We start from the raw sequence: 14,224 nt of genomic DNA, 5'->3' as shown, positions 1-14,224 counted from the left end.
GTGAGGGCACCAGACCGCACCATCCCTCTTCCCACCCCAAATTTGATCCCGTCACAATATTTTCACAAAAACGCTTGCCGTAAATTTGCAGTTTATTGATAATGATTATCATTGTTACATTGATTGTTATTTATAAACACTATGTCACGTACGGATAATAGCGCGGCAACGCCAGTAAAAAACCACACAGCACCGTCCCCCGCCACCGCCGATCGCCGCATTGACAGCAAAATGCTGCTCGGCGATGAAGGGCGGGTGATTATCGAGCATGACGGCCAGCTCTACCTGCTGCGCCAGACGAATGCCGGAAAACTGATCCTCACGAAATAAAGTAAACAAAAATACGCCAGCCACCCAGGTGATCCCCAGGCAGCCAGCGCTTTCGATTCTTAATGGAGAGTTGCTATGCCACACCCGCGTTCCGCGTCTTTATGCCCTTCCCTCCTGGCGCTGGCGATTGCCAGTGCGCTTCCGGGCACCGCGTTTGCTGCTGCAGCAGAAGATATTACCGTTACCGCTACGGGCAACGCCCGAAGCACCTTTGAAGCCCCGATGATGGTCAGCGTGATTGACGCCTCAGCGCCGGAAAACCAGACCGCCAGCTCAGCCGCCGACCTGCTGCGCAAAGTGCCTGGCCTGACGCTGGATGGCAGCGGGCGCACAAACGGCCAGGATGTAAACCTGCGCGGCTACGACCGCCGCGGCGTGCTGGTACTGGTAGACGGCGTCCGTCAGGGGACCGACACCGGCCACCTGAACAGCACCTTCCTGGACCCGGCGCTGATTAAGCGTATCGAAGTGGTTCGCGGTCCGTCGGCCCTGCTGTACGGCAGCGGCGCGTTGGGCGGCGTGATCTCCTATGACACCGTTGATGCTAAAGACCTGCTGGAGCCGGGCAAAAACAGCGGCTATCGCGTGTTTGGTACCGGTGCGACGGGCGATCACAGCCTCGGTATGGGGGCGAGCGCCTTTGGCCGCACCGATACCCTGGACGGCGTAGTCTCATGGTCCAGCCGCGACCGCGGCGACATTCGTCAGAGCGACGGCGCAACGGCCCCCAATGATGAGTCGATCAACAACATGCTGGCGAAAGGCAGCTGGAAAATAGATCCGGCCCAGACGCTGAGCGGCTCCCTGCGCTACTACAACAACAATGCGCAGGAGCCGAAAAACCCGCAGACCACCGACGCGAGCGACAGCAGTAACCCGATGACCAACCGCTCCACCATCCAGCGCGATGCCCAGCTCGGGTATAACATTGCGCCGCCGGGCAACGACTGGCTGAACGCCGATGCGAAGCTCTACTGGTCCGAAGCGCGCATCAACGCCCAGAACATCGACGGAACCGGTGAGTTCCGCAAGCAGACGACCAAAGGCGGAAAAGTCGAAAACCGTACCCGCCTGTTCAGCGACTCCTTTGCCTCTCACCTGCTGACCTATGGCGGTGAATATTACCGTCAGGAGCAGACTCCGGGCGGCGCGACCACCGGCTTCCCGGAGGCGAAAATTGACTTCAGCTCCGGCTGGCTGCAGGACGAAATCACCCTGCGCGACCTGCCCGTTACCCTGCTCGGCGGTACCCGTTACGATAACTATCGCGGCAGCAGCAACGGCTACGACGATGTGGATGCCGATAAGTGGTCCTCCCGTGCCGGGTTAACCGTCAGCCCTGCCGACTGGCTGATGCTGTTTGGCTCCTGGGCGCAGGCCTTCCGCGCGCCGACGATGGGCGAGATGTACAACGACTCCAAACATTTCTCCATCGGCAGCTTCTACACTAACTACTGGGTGCCAAACCCCAACCTGCGCCCGGAAACTAACGAAACCCAGGAGTATGGTTTTGGCCTGCGCTTTGACGATCTGATGCTCGCCAACGATGCGCTGGAGTTCAAAGCCAGCTACTTCGATACCAAAGCCAAAGACTACATCTCTACCACCGTCGATTTTGCGGCGGCCACCACCATGTCCTATAACGTACCTAACGCCAAAATCTGGGGCTGGGACGTGATGGCGAAGTACTCGGCCAATCTCTTCAACCTTGACGTGGCCTACAACCGCACGCGGGGTAAAGACACCGATACGGGCGAGTATATCTCCAGCATTAACCCGGACACCGTCACCAGCAAGCTCGACATTCCGGTGGCACAAAGCGGCTTCTCCGTGGGCTGGATCGGCACCTTTGTCGATCGCTCAACCCACATCAGCAGCAGCTACAGCAAGCAGCCGGGCTATGCGGTTAACGATTTCTACGTCAGCTATCAGGGCCAGGAACAGTTCAAAGGCGTGACCACCACACTGGTGCTGGGCAACGCCTTCGATAAAGAGTACTGGTCACCGCAGGGCATCCCGCAGGACGGCCGTAACGGCAAGATTTTTGTAAGCTATCAGTGGTAATCCCCGCCCCGGTTCACCGGGGCAAGAATCTGGAAGGAAAAGATAATGAATCACTACACACGCTGGCTTGAGCTAAAAGAACAAAACCCGGGTAAGTACGCACGTGACATCGCAGGCTTGATGAACATCAGCGAAGCGGAGCTGACCTTTGCCCGCGTGGGCCACGACGCCTGGCGATTGCGCGGTGAAACCCGCGAGATTTTAGGCGCGCTGGAAGCCGTGGGTGAAACCAAGTGTATCTGCCGCAACGAATACGCTGTGCACGAGCAGGTGGGCGCGTTTACTAACCAGCATCTCAACGGCCACGCCGGGCTGGTGCTGAACCCGCGCGCGCTGGATCTCCGCCTGTTCCTCAATCAGTGGGCAAGCGTGTTTCACGTTAGCGAAGCCACGGCACGCGGCGAGCGCCAGAGCATTCAGTTCTTTGACCATCAGGGCGACGCCCTGCTCAAGGTGTACACCACCGACAATACCGATGTCAGCGCCTGGGGCGACGTGCTGACGCGCTTCATCATTGCCGATAACCCGCCGCTGGCGTTAAAACCGGCCGAAACACCTGCGCACGCTGAACATGCCGACGCAGACACGGTAGACAAAGAGTGGCGCGCCATGACCGACGTGCATCAGTTCTTCAGCCTGCTTAAGCGTCACAGCCTCAGCCGCCAGCAGGCCTTCCGCCTGGTGGGCGACGACCTCGCCTGTAAGGTGGACAACGGTGCGCTGGCGAAGCTGCTGGAAACCGCGCGTCAGGACGGCAATGAAATCATGGTGTTCGTGGGCAACCGCGGCTGCGTGCAGATCTTCACCGGCGTGGTAGAAAAGCTGGTGCCGATGAAAGGCTGGCTGAACATTTTCAATAAGGCCTTTACCCTGCATCTGCTGGAAGAGACCGTCGCCGAAACCTGGGTGACGCGTAAACCAACCGCAGACGGCCACGTCACCAGCCTGGAGCTGTTCGCCGCCGACGGCACGCAAATCGCCCAACTGTATGGCCAACGCACCGAAGGTGAGCCGGAGCAGAGCCAGTGGCGCAGCCAGATTGACGCCCTGACGCCGAAAGGACTGGCCGCATGAAAAAATGGTTTGCCCTGCTTGGCATCCTGCCGTGGGTGACCTTTGCCGCCACGCCGGAGAAAATCGTCACGCTCGGTGGCGACGTCACGGAGATTGTTTACGCCCTTGACGCAGGATCTTCGCTGGTGGCACGCGACAGCACCAGCCGCTGGCCGCAGGCGGCGACGCGTCTGCCCGACGTGGGGTATTTGCGCCAGCTTAACGCCGAAGGCATTTTATCCGTGCGCCCGACGCTGGTTCTGGCGAGCACGCAGGCGCAGCCTTCTCTGGCGCTCGAACAGGTTGCGCAGAGTCACGTCAGGGTCGTCAACGTGCCCGCCCGAAATACGCTTGATGTCATCGACGAAAAGATTCGCGTCGTTGCCGAAGCCACCCACCGTGAGGCGCAGGGGGAAACCTTGCGCAACACGCTGCGCGCGGAACTGGCGGCGCTGCCCGCTTCACCGCTCAACAAACGGGTGCTGTTTATTCTCAACCACGGCGGGATGACCGCCATGGCAGCCGGACAGCAGACCGGCGCGGATGCGGCTATCCGGGCGGCGGGGCTGCAGAATGCGATGCAGGGCTTCACCCGCTACCAGCCGCTCTCGCAGGAGGGTACCATCGCCAGCCAGCCCGACCTGGTGGTCATCTCCCAGGACGGCATAAAAGCGCTGGGCGGGGAAGAGAATCTCTGGAAGCTGCCGGGTCTGGCACAGACCCCGGCGGGACGCGGCAGGCAGGTGCTGGCCATTGATGATATGGCGCTGCTGGGCTTTAGCGTGCGCACGCCACAGGCCATCCAGCAGCTGCGCGCCAAAGCGGAGCAATTGCCCTGATGACCCGCCGGATAACCCTGTCGCTGTGGGGAATGGCCCTCTTTCTCGCCGTGATGACCCTCATGGCAACAGGCTTTGGCGCGTTGCGTCTGCCGGTAAGCCTGCTGTGGAACAGCAGCGATGAGGCGCTGCGTCAGATCTGGCTGACCATTCGACTGCCGCGCGTGCTGCTGGCCCTGACGATCGGCGGCTCTCTGGCGCTGGCGGGCTGCGTGATGCAGGGGCTGTTTCGTAATCCGCTGGCGGACCCCGGCCTGCTCGGGATCAGCAGCGGCGCGGCGCTGGCCGTTGCCCTGTGGGTGGTCATCCCGCTTTCGCTGCCCGCGCTGGTCATGCTGTATGCCCCCATGCTGGCGGCCTTTCTTGGCGCGCTGGCGGCGACGGTGGTGATCTTTGTGCTCAGCCAGCAGCGTGACAGTTCGCTGTCGCGTCTGCTGCTGGTGGGAATTGCGATAAATGCCTTATGCGGTGCCGCGGTGGGCGTCCTCTCATGGCTTAGCAACGACGCGCAGCTTCGCCAGCTGTCACTCTGGGGCATGGGCAGCCTCGGTCAGGCGCAGTGGTCAACGCTGCTGGCCGTCACCTCGCTGATGGTGCCGACGGTGCTGATTATCTGGCGTCTCGCCAGCGCGCTCAACCTGCTCCAGTTGGGTGAGGAAGAGGCGCACTATCTGGGGGTGGATGTCGTGGTGGTGCAGCGGATTTTACTTCTGTGCAGCGCGCTGCTGGTGGCTGCGGCCGTTGCCGTCAGCGGCGTTATTGGCTTTGTCGGGCTGGTCGTCCCGCACCTGATGCGCATGTGGCTGGGCGCGGATCATCGGGCGACCCTTCCCGGCTCGGTGCTGGCTGGCGCGCTGTTGCTGCTGGTGGCGGATACGGTGGCACGCACGCTGGTCGCGCCCGCGGAAATGCCGGTCGGGTTGCTGACCAGCCTTATCGGTGCCCCCTGGTTCCTGTGGCTAATCTTTCGTCGGGGAGGCCGACATGGCTGAACGGTATTGCGCTGAAAATGTGAGCTGTACGCTCGCGGGGCGCACGCTTATCAAAGACGTTTCGCTCACGCTGTCAAAGGGCGAACTGGTGGCCCTGATTGGCCCGAATGGCGCGGGGAAATCCACGTTACTGCGGCTGCTAACGGGTTACCTGAAACCCGTTAGTGGCAGCTGTTTTCTGGCGGGAAAAGCGTTGAGCGAATGGGCGCCGGACACCTTGTCGCGCTATCGCGCGGTGATGCGCCAGCATACTCAGCTCGGCTTCGACTGGCCCGTTGAGGCCGTTATCGGGATGGGACGCGCGCCGTGGAGTCGCCAGCCGGAACCGGCAATTATTCATCAGGTGATGGCGTTGACCGGCTGTCTGCCACTGGCCGGAAGACAGTACAACGCTCTCTCCGGCGGCGAGCAGCAGCGCGTCCAGCTTGCGCGCGCGCTGGCGCAACTCTGGCAAGACGGTGCGCCTCGCGGCTGGCTTTTTCTTGATGAACCAACCTCGGCGCTCGATCTCTACCACCAGCAGCATCTACTCAGGCTGCTGAAGTCGCTGACCGACAAGGGCCATCTCCACGTTTGCGTGGTGCTGCACGATCTCAATCTGGCGGCACTCTGGGCGGACAGGATTTTGCTTTTGCACAACGGGCACATTGTGGCCAACGGCACGCCGGAGCAGGTTCTGCAGGCCGATGCGCTGGCCCACTGGTATGGCGCGCAGGTTCACGTCGGCCAGCACCCGGCTCACGCCGCGCCGCAGGTTTTTCTTGCCCCTTAGCTTGAGCAGCTCACTTCCAGCCGCTTGCCCCAGTCCGGCGGGCGGCTGACGTAATCATCCTCCCTGTCGGCAAACGGCGTGCGTAGCGCAGCATGCAAGCGGTGCAGTTCGTCATACTGCCCCTGTTCTGCCTGCTCAATCGCCCGCTGAGCCAGCCAGTTGCGCAGCACCATCGCCGGGTTAACCGCGTTCATCTTTTCCTGACGGGTGGCGTCATCAATCTGCTCACGCTGCAGGCGCGTGCGGTAAGCGGTGAACCAGTCATCAAAGGCCTGTCGGTCAATGAACTCATCGCGTAGCGGTGAGGCGGCGCTCTGCTGCTCGGTCTGGCCCAGCATTCTGAAGGTGCGGGTGTAGTCGCTCCCCTCGCGGGCCATCAGGGAGAACAGGGTATTGAGAAGCGCGTTATCCCCTTTCTCCTGCGTCAGCAGCCCCAGCTTGCTGCGCATCAGGGAACCATACTCCCGCAACAGTACTTCCTGGTAACTATCGAGCGCATCGTTCAGGCCTTCCACGTCGATAAACGGCGACAGCGACTGCGCCAGACGCTGGAGATTCCACAGCCCGACGGCAGGCTGATTATCAAAGCTGTAGCGACCCTGGTAATCCGAATGGTTACAGATGTAGCCCGGCTGATAATCATCGAGGAAACCAAAAGGCCCGTAATCAAAGGTCAGCCCCAGCAGGGACATATTGTCGGTGTTCATTACGCCATGCGCGAAACCGACGGTCTGCCAGCGCGCAATCATCGACGCGGTGCGGGCGACAATATCGCGGAACCATAAAAGGTATTTGTCCGCCTCGTCCTGCAGATGCGGCCAGTGGTGGCGAAGGGCGAAATCGGCAAGCTGGCGAACCTTTTCCGGCTCGCGGCGATAGTAAAAATGTTCGAAATGGCCGAAACGCAGATGGCTTTGGGCAACGCGGATGAGCATCGCCCCCTGCTCAATCGTTTCTCGTGAAACGGGCGTATCGCTGGTGACAATCGACAGCGCCCGCGACGTCGGAATACCCAGGGCATGCATCGCTTCTGAGGCCAGGCTTTCGCGAATGGTTGAACGCAGCACGGCGCGCCCATCGCCCATACGCGAATAAGGCGTCAGGCCAGCCCCTTTGAGGTGCCAGTCTACGGTTTCGCCGTTGGGGAGCTGTTGTTCGCCGAGCAGGATCCCACGGCCATCGCCGAGTTGCCCTGCCCAGACGCCAAACTGATGTCCACTATAGACTTGCGCAAGCGGTCGCATACCCGGCAAAAGCGTTTCGCCGCCCCACACGCCTGCCCCTTCGGACGGCTCGAATAATGCCGGGGGGATCGCAAGCGAATCCGCCAGCGTCTCGTTATGCCAGATCAGACGGGCGTTATCTAACGGAGTGGGATTGAGAGCGGTATAGAAGCCGGGCAATTCATCGTGCCAGTGTGCGGTAAAAGACAGGGTCATAGGTCCTCCTGCTTTTAGTGTAGAGGTTTTACCGGGAATTAAACACGGGCGAAGAAAAGGGTTATCACTGAACGAGCGTCGTGACGTGCTCTGCCGTTACGGCTGGCCACAGGCTGCCCTGCATGGCACCGAAATTAAATGAAAGAACGCGTTGTAACAGACCGTGATCGTCAATTCCGGCAACCATTACCGACTGGCAGTGCGGCGTTATTTGCCAGAGGATCGCGCGCATAAATGGCTCGAAGGAGAGTTCAAACGCACGCTGCTGAATAAAGCCTTTATCAAGGGTGACCCGTTTAAACAATCCATCGTAAATCGCTTTGAGGGTGGCAGCCCCCGCGCCGAAGTTCGACAGCACCAGCGGGAAACGAATCGCCATTCTCGCCAGATTGAGATTGTCCTTTCCGTTATTTAAACCGGGATAGTTCTCATTAACGGTAAACTCCAGAAAGGGGTAGCGCTCAAGTAATGAAACACTGTTTCCGTCAGTTAATAAAAACTCAACAATTGCAGGTGTAATATTGATCCATGCAATTAACTGATGCTGAATAAAAAACAGTTTACAGGTATCGAGCAATTGCAGTTTTTCATGAAAAAGCGCCAGTTCATCGGCCGCTGAAAGGCGCGGGATAACCAGTTCAGTAGGGATACGCACGTCTGAGCCCACGCCAACGAAGTTAACCAACACCTCTAAACCTTTAAGTTCCCCTGCACTATTCCGGGCAGGCAAAAGTAAAAGTTCAGACTGGTAGGCATTATCTAGCGTGATTATCATTGCGCTCGCCCCGCGTTAAAGATGAAAGAGGACATCCTGGAGCAATTGCCGACACAATTCCACTGTATTGATTTTAATAAGTTTAATTTCATTCGATCCGTATTAATTTTCAGATTTATCCCTGAATCTTAAATAATCTTATCCTGGTTGTTGGTTAATAGCCAGTTTTAGATAAAACAGACACATACGGACATAATTCACACGGTGTAAATTTAACTTTAATCATCTTTTTTCAGTAAAAACGGCATGGCTTATTAGTTACCATGCCGTCTTAACGTCGTTGCCTGGCGTGACTAAATACGTCGCGCCTGCCAAAAGTTTTTACGCCAGTAAACATTATCCAGCGAGGAGCGCATTACGCCGCGGCTGGTCGAGGCGTGAATAAACTGGTTATCGGTATCATAGATACCAACGTGGAGACCACTTTCCCCCGATCCGGTTTTGAAAAAGACCAAATCGCCCGGAAGCAGATCGTCTTTATCAATTTCCGTTCCGATTTCAGCCTGCTTGCGCGTTTCGCGCGGCAGCCGCAAATCAAACTTATCGCGATACGTCATCAGGACAAACCCCGAGCAATCCACCCCGCCCCGGCTCATGCCACCGTAACGATACGGCGTACCACGCCAGTTGCTTAGCTGGTCGTTCAGGCTTGCAATCACCGTGATGGAATCCGACAGCCGCGGATTCGGCGGAGGCGCGCGGTGGCTGCTGCATCCCGCAAGAATTAACGTCGCCACAAGGAGAAACCACACTCGCATTTTCAGACGATTCCTCTGCTTTTATTGTTGTTTCCGTAATTTAGCGTGCAATCGCGCCGCGACGCAAGAAACGCTTACGCCTGCGCGGTCGAAATGAGCATCTTATGCCCTTCGATATCCAGGCGTCGAAACGACATATTATAGGCTTTTGCCAGGTTAGGCGGCGTTAACACGCTGTCGCGAGCGCCGCAGGCGATGGTTTTGCCCTGCGATAATAACCACACCCGATGCGCATGACGCAGGGTATGGTTCAGATCATGGCTGCTCATCACGATGGCGATACCTTGACGGGAGAGCGCGCTTAGCAAACTGTCCAGCGCAGACTGCTGGGCCACATCCAGACCGCTCATCGGCTCATCCAGAAGCAGTAGACGCCCGTGCGGGTTCCCTTCGGGATGGATCTGCACGATCACCGCGGCCAGGCGTACGCGCTGCCACTCTCCGCCCGAGAGCTGGCTGGCATGGCGGCTGAGTTTATCCTCTAACCCAAGCGCCGCGGCGACAGCCTCGACCAGCGCCGCGTGCTGTTTATCATGCAGATGCAGCATCAGATAGTGCCATACGGGCATCGCAAACGGCGGCACCTGCTGCTGAACCAGATAGCTCCGCCGGTACGCCAGCGCAGCCGGCGACCATTCAGACAGCGCACAGTCCAGCAGCGAGAGCGTCCCGCTGCCCGAGGTCAGCCCCGCCATCCGCGCCAGCAACGTGCTTTTGCCCGCGCCATTCGGCCCGACAAGATGCAGGATTTCGCCTGCGTTGACGGATGCGGTAATGGGCGCCAGGCGTCCCTTCTCGGCGACGTCTGTGAGCTGCATCAGCACGGTCATTATTTTGCCAGCGCCAGCTTAATTGACTCCATGACGATCGGATCTTCAGGGGTCATATCCGGTGAAAAGCGCTGGACAACCTGCCCGTCACGCCCTACCAGGAACTTCTCAAAGTTCCACAGAATGTCATCCGGATACAGCGGCGCACGCCCTTTGCTGGCCATGCGTTCGTAGAAACCACTCTCTTCAGGGGCGACTGCCGTCGGCGCGGCGGCGATCAGTTTGGCATACAGCGGATGACGATTTTCGCCATTTACGTCAATCTTGCTGAACATCGGGAAGGTCACACCGTAGGTGGTGCTGCAAAACGTTTTGATCTCTTCTTCGCTACCCGGCTCCTGGCCCAGGAACTGGTTGCACGGGAAGCCCAGCACGACAAAGCCGTCTTTCTCCCAGGCTTTCTGAATGTTCTCCAACTGCTCGTACTGCGGAGTGAGGCCGCATTTTGACGCCACATTTACCAGCAGCAAAACCTTGCCTTTATAACGTTCCAGCGTGGTTTTCTCGCCATCAATGGTGGTCACTTCGGTGTTCAGAATATCAGACTGCATAGCATTCCCTCAGGTTGTCTTACGGGTAGTGTTTTAACGTCCGGCTTTTAATAGTAGCCAGATAAAGACCGGCGCGCCCAGCGTTGCGGTGACGACACCAATCGGCAGTTCGGCTGCCGTCAGGGCAAGACGGGCGATGATATCGGCCACCAGCAGCGTGGTCGCCCCGGCAAGGGCCGAGGCAGGAAGCAGCGTTCGATGGTCCGTTATGCCGCACAGACGCAGCATGTGCGGGATAACCAGCCCGATAAAGCCAATTGCCCCGGCCAGCGCGACGCTCACGCCCACCATCCAGCCAATAGCCACCACCAGCACGTTGCGCCAGAGTCCAAGCGACATTCCAAGCTGGCGGGCTGAGGTTTCGCCCAGCGCCAGCATATTCAGCGGCTGCGACTGGACGCACGCCCAGAGCATGACCGGGATAAGCAGGAGCATCAACCAGCCCTGACGCCAGTCAACGCCGCCGAAACCGCCCATCATCCAGTACATCAGCTGGCGTAAATCAAAGGAGGTGGAAAAGTAGACCGCCCAGGTCATCAGCGCGCTACAGATGATCCCCAGCGCGACCCCGGCAAGCAGTAATCGGCTGGTCGAAAGGTGCCGCCGCGCGAAGCGCAGCAGAATGACGGTGATCAGCAAGGCACCGAGAATGGCGCTCAGGCTAATTCCCCAGCCAGACAGTTCGCCCCCGCCCAACATGACGGCTGCAATCAGCCCCACGCCCGCGCCATTAGAGACGCCCAGAAGCCCCGGCTCAGCTAACGGGTTTTCGAACAGCGCCTGCATCATAGTGCCGCATAACGCCAGCGCGCCGCCGACGAGGATCACCGCCAGCGTTCGCGGCAGGCGGATTTGCCAGACGAAGAGCTGCCCGTCCGGGCTAAACCAGCTTTGTGGTGCCAGCCAGCGGTCTCCTGCGCACAGACTGACGACCGTAGCGGCAGTCAGCAGCAGCACCAGCAGAAGCAGACGGCGGATATCGGAGCGGTACTGTTGGCGGGCGAAATCAAGCATAGGCATGTGTTATCAACGTGTAATGATATTGATTTTACGGCGGATTTAATCAATTGCACAAAGAAAAAAGGCCGCAGAAGCGGCCTTTTTAGTTAGTTCATATTACTCTGCTTTGGGCGTTGCGTTTTCGACACGGCTTTTTAACTTCTGTCCGGGTCTGAAGGTCACCACGCGGCGGGCTGTAATGGGAATATCTTCCCCCGTCTTCGGGTTTCGGCCCGGACGTTGGTTTTTGTCTCGCAAATCAAAATTGCCAAAGCCGGAGAGTTTTACCTGCTCACCATTTTCCAGAGCACGACGGATCTCTTCGAAAAACAGCTCTACCAGCTCTTTAGCATCCCGTTTGCTAAGCCCAAGCTTATCAAACAGATATTCTGACATTTCAGCTTTTGTAAGCGCCATAGGTTCAATCCCTCAATGATGCCTGGAATCGCTCTTTTAATGCCTCTACACATTTGGCGACGGTAGCGGCAATCTCCTCTTCTTCGAGTGTACGGCTGGTATCCTGAAGGATAAGGCTAATAGCGAGGCTCTTGAAACCTTCTGCTACGCCCTTGCCGCGGTACACGTCAAATAAGTTTACGCCAACTACCTGATTTACGCCAACTTTCTTACATTCGGCCAAAATATCTGCTGCGGGAACGTTTTCCGCGACCACAACAGCGATATCACGGCGGTTCGCCGGGAAGCGAGAAATGTCCTGCGCCTGAGGAATCACGCGGTCTGCGACCGGGTTCCACTCCAGCTCGAACACGATAGTACGGCCATTGAGGTCGAATTTACGTTCCAGCTCAGGATGCACAACGCCAATGAAACCAACGCGTTTGCCGTCTAAATAAATCGCTGCACTCTGGCCCGGATGCAGGGCGGGAATGGCTTCAGCGCGGAATTCAATTTCGGATAATTTACCGGTCAGATCGAGAATTGCTTCCAGATCGCCCTTCATATCGTAGAAATCAACCGTGCTTTTTGCCAGGTCCCAGTGCTCTTCAACACGGTTTCCGGTAATGGCACCTGCCAGCATGAGATCCTGACGGATGCCTAAATTTGCCTGCGTATCCGGCACAAAGCGCAAGCCGCTTTCGAATATGCGCACGCGGTTTTGCTGGCGATTCTGGTTGTACACGATGGTGCCAAGCAGACCGGTCCACAGCGACAGGCGCATCGCCGACATCTCGCTTGAGATTGGGCTTGGCAGGATCAGCGCTTCCTCACCCGGGTGGATCAGCTGCTGCAGCTTAGGATCGACGAAGCTGTAGGTGATCACTTCCTGATAGCCTTTGTCGTTCAGCATGGTTTTCACACGCTTCAGGGACAGGTCGGCTTCACGGTGGCTCCCCATGATCAGGCCAGCCTGGACCGGCTCGTCAGGGATGTTGTTGTAGCCGTAAACGCGGGCCACTTCTTCCACCAGGTCTTCTTCAATTTCCATGTCGAAACGCCAGGATGGCGCAACGGCGTGCCACTCGTCCTGGCCTTCGGTGACGTCGCAGCCCAGACGGCGCAGAATATCGCTCACCTGCGCATCGGCAACGTGGTGACCAATCAGACGATCCAGCTTGCTGCGACGCAGCGTGATGGTGGCACGCTTCGGCAGCGTTGCGTCGTTGGTTACGTCGATAACCGGGCCTGCTTCACCGCCGCAGATGTCGATCAGCAGGCGTGTAGCACGCTCCATCGCTTTATACTGCAGCGCAGGATCCACGCCGCGCTCATAGCGGTGAGACGCATCGGTATGCAGGCCGTGACGGCGCGCGCGGCCGGTGATGGACAGCGGACTGAAGAACGCACACTCCAGCAGCACGTTCTGCGTTTCATCATTCACACCGGAGTGTTCGCCGCCGAAGATACCGCCCATGGCCAACGCTTTGTTGTGGTCAGCAATAACCAGCGTATCCGCGTTCAGCTTCGCTTCGCTGCCGTCCAGCAGAACCAGGGTTTCGCCCTCTTTCGCCATACGCACCACGATGCCACCTTCGATACGATCTTTATCGAACGCGTGCATTGGCTGGCCCAGTTCCAGCAGAACGTAGTTGGTCACGTCAACCACCGCGTCGATGGAACGAATACCGCAGCGGCGCAGTTTTTCTTTCATCCACAGCGGGGTTGCGGCTTTAACGTTAATGCCTTTTACCACACGGCCCAGGTAGCGCGGGCACGCATCAGCGGCCTCCACCTGAATGGGCAGCGTATCGCTGATGGTGGCTTCCACCGGCACGATCTCCGGTGCGTTCAGCTCGGTCTGATTGAGCACGGCAACGTCGCGCGCCACGCCGATGATGCCCAGGCAGTCAGCACGGTTCGGCGTTACGCTGATTTCGATGGTATTGTCATCGAGTTTCAGGTATTCACGAATATCGGTACCAATTGGTGCATCCAGCGGCAGCTCGATGATGCCGTTATGATCGTCGGAAATACCCAGCTCGGAGAACGAGCAGAGCATGCCTTCAGAAGGTTCACCGCGCAGCTTCGCGGCTTTAATTTTGAAATCACCCGGCAGCACGGCACCCACAGTCGCCACGGCCACTTTCAGACCCTGACGGCAGTTCGGCGCACCGCAGACGATGTCCAGCAGGCGATCGCCGCCCACATTCACTTTTGTCACGCGCAGCTTGTCGGCGTTAGGGTGCTGACCGCACTCCATCACTTCACCGACCACCACGCCGGTGAACGCGCCGGAGACCGGCTCTACGCCGTCCACTTCCAGGCCTGCCATGGTGATTTGGTTAGAAAGCGCTTCGCTATCAAGCGTGGTGTTCACCCATTCGCGTAACCACAGTTCACTGAATTTCATTGTTCTGTCCTGC

At 58.2% G+C, this 14,224-nt stretch carries 14 protein-coding genes; 6 read left to right on the top strand and 8 right to left on the bottom strand.

Going from position 1 to position 14,224, the window contains the following annotated elements; genetic code table 11:
* The first annotated feature begins 141 nt into the window (after positions 1 to 141).
* The 6 genes from hemP to FFS28_RS00435 all read left to right on the top strand — a co-directional run bounded on the left by hemP (position 142) and on the right by FFS28_RS00435 (position 6,050).
* Entirely contained in the window at positions 142 to 330 is a 189-nt protein-coding gene (gene hemP, locus FFS28_RS00460; RefSeq protein ID WP_137848439.1) for a hemin uptake protein HemP, read from the top strand.
* Between the two features lie 75 nt (positions 331 to 405).
* Positions 406 to 2,394, top strand: a complete 1,989-nt coding sequence (locus FFS28_RS00455; protein ID WP_137848438.1) for a TonB-dependent hemoglobin/transferrin/lactoferrin family receptor — start codon at positions 406 to 408, stop codon at positions 2,392 to 2,394.
* A gap of 45 nt (positions 2,395 to 2,439) precedes the next feature.
* Positions 2,440 to 3,468, top strand: coding sequence for a hematinate-forming heme oxygenase ChuS (gene chuS / locus FFS28_RS00450; protein WP_137848437.1), 1,029 nt, complete (start codon positions 2,440 to 2,442; stop codon positions 3,466 to 3,468).
* A complete protein-coding gene (locus FFS28_RS00445; RefSeq protein WP_137848436.1) occupies positions 3,465 to 4,286 on the top strand; it encodes a heme/hemin ABC transporter substrate-binding protein in 822 nt (273 codons plus the stop codon). Before chuS ends, FFS28_RS00445 begins: the two co-directional genes overlap by 4 nt.
* Positions 4,286 to 5,278, top strand: coding sequence for a FecCD family ABC transporter permease (locus tag FFS28_RS00440; RefSeq protein ID WP_058608974.1), 993 nt, complete (start codon positions 4,286 to 4,288; stop codon positions 5,276 to 5,278). The genes FFS28_RS00445 and FFS28_RS00440 overlap by 1 nt, the downstream gene beginning before the upstream one ends.
* A complete protein-coding gene (locus tag FFS28_RS00435) occupies positions 5,271 to 6,050 on the top strand; it encodes a heme ABC transporter ATP-binding protein (protein WP_137848435.1) in 780 nt (259 codons plus the stop codon). The genes FFS28_RS00440 and FFS28_RS00435 overlap by 8 nt, the downstream gene beginning before the upstream one ends.
* On the opposite strand, the gene selO is transcribed toward FFS28_RS00435, so the two are convergent.
* The 8 genes from selO to pheT all read right to left on the bottom strand — a co-directional run bounded on the left by selO (position 6,047) and on the right by pheT (position 14,211).
* A complete protein-coding gene (gene selO / locus FFS28_RS00430) occupies positions 6,047 to 7,489 on the bottom strand; it encodes a protein adenylyltransferase SelO (protein ID WP_137848434.1) in 1,443 nt (480 codons plus the stop codon). The genes FFS28_RS00435 and selO overlap by 4 nt on opposite strands.
* Positions 7,490 to 7,553: 64 nt before the next feature.
* Positions 7,554 to 8,264 (bottom strand): EAL domain-containing protein, encoded by a 711-nt coding sequence (locus tag FFS28_RS00425; RefSeq protein WP_006174869.1) that lies wholly within the window; start codon positions 8,262 to 8,264, stop codon positions 7,554 to 7,556.
* 293 nt (positions 8,265 to 8,557) lie between these two features.
* A complete protein-coding gene (locus FFS28_RS00420) occupies positions 8,558 to 9,022 on the bottom strand; it encodes a C40 family peptidase (protein ID WP_058608977.1) in 465 nt (154 codons plus the stop codon).
* A 74-nt stretch (positions 9,023 to 9,096) separates the two neighbouring features.
* Complete coding sequence (gene btuD, locus FFS28_RS00415; protein ID WP_137848433.1) at positions 9,097 to 9,852, bottom strand: vitamin B12 ABC transporter ATP-binding protein BtuD; 756 nt, start codon at positions 9,850 to 9,852, stop codon at positions 9,097 to 9,099.
* Entirely contained in the window at positions 9,852 to 10,403 is a 552-nt protein-coding gene (locus FFS28_RS00410) for a glutathione peroxidase (protein ID WP_137272046.1), read from the bottom strand. The genes btuD and FFS28_RS00410 overlap by 1 nt, the downstream gene beginning before the upstream one ends.
* A gap of 33 nt (positions 10,404 to 10,436) precedes the next feature.
* Positions 10,437 to 11,417, bottom strand: coding sequence for a vitamin B12 ABC transporter permease BtuC (gene btuC, locus FFS28_RS00405; RefSeq protein WP_137848887.1), 981 nt, complete (start codon positions 11,415 to 11,417; stop codon positions 10,437 to 10,439).
* Positions 11,418 to 11,519: 102 nt separating this feature from the next.
* The gene (gene ihfA / locus FFS28_RS00400) at positions 11,520 to 11,819 is read right to left on the bottom strand and encodes an integration host factor subunit alpha (protein WP_003857805.1); all 300 of its coding nucleotides are present in this window, start codon (positions 11,817 to 11,819) and stop codon (positions 11,520 to 11,522) included.
* A 4-nt stretch (positions 11,820 to 11,823) separates the two neighbouring features.
* Positions 11,824 to 14,211 carry a phenylalanine--tRNA ligase subunit beta gene (pheT, locus tag FFS28_RS00395; RefSeq protein ID WP_137848432.1) on the bottom strand — a complete coding sequence of 796 codons (2,388 nt, stop codon included), beginning with the start codon at positions 14,209 to 14,211 and terminating at the stop codon, positions 11,824 to 11,826.
* Between the last annotated feature and the right edge of the window lie 13 nt (positions 14,212 to 14,224).

Source organism: Enterobacter sp. 2VL, assembly GCF_005503595.1.
Lineage (GTDB): Bacteria > Pseudomonadota > Gammaproteobacteria > Enterobacterales > Enterobacteriaceae > Enterobacter > Enterobacter cancerogenus.
The sequence above is the reverse complement of the archived record's forward strand: the minus strand, read 5'-3'. Positions and strand labels throughout refer to the sequence as shown.

Coding starts and splice junctions, on each gene's coding strand:
- FFS28_RS00440 (WP_058608974.1), top strand. CDS start 4,286: ATGACCCGCCGGATAACCCTGTCGCTGTGGGGAATGGCCCTCTTTCTC.
- btuD (WP_137848433.1), bottom strand. CDS start 9,852: ATGACCGTGCTGATGCAGCTCACAGACGTCGCCGAGAAGGGACGCCTG.
- FFS28_RS00410 (WP_137272046.1), bottom strand. CDS start 10,403: ATGCAGTCTGATATTCTGAACACCGAAGTGACCACCATTGATGGCGAG.
- FFS28_RS00425 (WP_006174869.1), bottom strand. CDS start 8,264: ATGATAATCACGCTAGATAATGCCTACCAGTCTGAACTTTTACTTTTG.
- hemP (WP_137848439.1), top strand. CDS start 142: ATGTCACGTACGGATAATAGCGCGGCAACGCCAGTAAAAAACCACACA.
- FFS28_RS00445 (WP_137848436.1), top strand. CDS start 3,465: ATGAAAAAATGGTTTGCCCTGCTTGGCATCCTGCCGTGGGTGACCTTT.
- pheT (WP_137848432.1), bottom strand. CDS start 14,211: ATGAAATTCAGTGAACTGTGGTTACGCGAATGGGTGAACACCACGCTT.
- FFS28_RS00455 (WP_137848438.1), top strand. CDS start 406: ATGCCACACCCGCGTTCCGCGTCTTTATGCCCTTCCCTCCTGGCGCTG.
- chuS (WP_137848437.1), top strand. CDS start 2,440: ATGAATCACTACACACGCTGGCTTGAGCTAAAAGAACAAAACCCGGGT.
- FFS28_RS00420 (WP_058608977.1), bottom strand. CDS start 9,022: ATGCGAGTGTGGTTTCTCCTTGTGGCGACGTTAATTCTTGCGGGATGC.
- btuC (WP_137848887.1), bottom strand. CDS start 11,417: ATGCTTGATTTCGCCCGCCAACAGTACCGCTCCGATATCCGCCGTCTG.
- ihfA (WP_003857805.1), bottom strand. CDS start 11,819: ATGGCGCTTACAAAAGCTGAAATGTCAGAATATCTGTTTGATAAGCTT.
- FFS28_RS00435 (WP_137848435.1), top strand. CDS start 5,271: ATGGCTGAACGGTATTGCGCTGAAAATGTGAGCTGTACGCTCGCGGGG.
- selO (WP_137848434.1), bottom strand. CDS start 7,489: ATGACCCTGTCTTTTACCGCACACTGGCACGATGAATTGCCCGGCTTC.